1 protein-coding gene is annotated in these 1,922 nt (G+C 59.4%); it reads left to right on the top strand.

The features are described 5' to 3' along the window. Positions 1-108: 108 nt before the first annotated feature. The coding region (locus GFC01_RS17625) for an acetoacetate--CoA ligase (protein WP_152948454.1) at positions 109-1,922 on the top strand (1,814 nt) is incomplete at its 3' end.

The raw sequence follows: 1,922 nt of genomic DNA, 5'->3' as shown, positions 1-1,922 counted from the left end.
AAAATCAGGGGAATAGTACGGCATTCTTGGGCCCCGTCCCGGACCGCCCGGGGGGACGGGGCCTGCCGTACGGAAAATCTTAACGTATGGTGAAGGGGGCAAACGGGAATGAAAAAACCTCTGTGGGAACCGTCGGAAGAAAGAAAGAAACAGGCCAACATCACCCGGTTCATGAAGATGGTGAACGAGCGGTACGGCCTGGAGATAACCGGCTATCCCCAGCTTTACAACTGGTCGATTGAAAACATACCCGACTTCTGGGCCTGTATGTGGGATTTTGCCGGCATCAAGGCATCCCGGGGATATGATCGGGTGGTGGACGACCTGACCAAATTTCCCGGTGCTAAATGGTTCCCCGGCGCGCGGCTGAATTTCGCCGAGAACCTCCTGCGGTACCGGGACGACCGTCCGGCCTTTATTTTCCGGGGGGAAACACAAAAGACCGCCCGGATGACCTACGCCCGGCTTTACGAAACGGTGGGCCGCCTGGCCAACGCCCTGCGCGGCCTGGGGGTGGGGCCGGGGGACCGGGTGGCCGCCTACATGCCCAATTTGATGGAGACGGCCATCGCCATGCTGGCCGCCACCAGCATCGGCGCCGTCTGGTCATCCTGCGCCACCGACATTGGACCCCAGGCGGCCCTGGATCGCCTGGGGCAGATCGAACCGAAGGTGCTCTTCACCGTAGACGGCTATTTTTACAAAGGAAAAGCCTTCGATTCCCGGCCCAACGCGGCTGAAATCGCCCGGGGGATCCCCTCGCTGCAGAAGGTGGTCGTCGTCTCCTATGTGGAAGACAAACCCGACCTGGGTGCGATCCCGCAGGCGGTACACTATGAAGACTTTCTGGCCAGGGAAGCGGAGATAAAGTTCGAACAACTGCCCTTCGATCACCCGGTATATATCATGTTCTCCTCCGGCACCACCGGCAAACCCAAATGCATGGTACAGGGCGTGGGGGTACTGATCAACCAGCTCAAAGAACTGCTCCTGCACACGGACTTGAAACGGGAAGACACCATCATGTACATCACCACCTGCAGCTGGATGATGTGGAACTGGCTGCTGTGCTCCCTGGGGGTGGGGGCGACGATCCTGCTCTACGACGGCAACCCCAACTACCCCGATGCCGGGGCCATGTGGCAGCTGGTCCAGGACGAGAAAATCACCATATTCGGCACCAGCGCCAGCTACATCAACTACCTGCGCAGCCAGGGTTTAAGACCCGGCCGGGAATACGACCTGTCGGCCTTGAAGGAAATCTCCCAGACCGGCTCGCCCCTGTCCGCCGAAGGTTTCGAATATGTCTACCGGGAAATCAAAGCCGACCTGCACTTCAACTCCATCTCCGGCGGGACGGACATCAACGGCTGCTTCTGCGCCGGCAGCCCCATCAGCCCGGTATACGCCGGCGAACTGCAGAGCCCGGCCCTGGCCATGAAAATAAAAGCTTACGACGAAAACGGCCGGCCCGTCTACGACCGGCAGGGCGAGCTGGTCTGCGAAGCCCCGGCGCCGCCCATGCCCCTTTACTTCTGGAACGACCCGGACGGGGAAAAATATAAAAACGCCTACTTCACCGTTTTTCCCGGCGTATGGCGGCACGGAGACTACATAGTCATCCACAGTGACACCGGGGGGGTCACCTTTTACGGGCGCTCCGACGCCGTATTAAAGCCGTCGGGGGTGCGCATCGGCACGGCGGAAATATACAACCAGGTGGAAAAATTAGAAGAAATCGCCGACAGCCTGGCCATCGGGCAGAACTGGCAGGGGGACCAGCGGGTAATCCTTTTTGTCAAGCTGAATCCGGGATACACCCTGACGGAGGAACTGCAAAACAAGATCAAGAAAACCCTGCGGGAAAAGGCATCGCCCCGGCATGTTCCCGCCCTGATCGTGGCCGTGCCGGATATACCCTA

It is taken from the genome of Desulfofundulus thermobenzoicus (genome assembly GCF_009428905.1).
Classification (GTDB): domain Bacteria; phylum Bacillota; class Desulfotomaculia; order Desulfotomaculales; family Desulfovirgulaceae; genus Desulfofundulus_A; species Desulfofundulus_A thermobenzoicus.
Note: the sequence above shows the minus strand (reverse complement) of the source record. Positions and strands in the feature narration are given on the sequence as shown.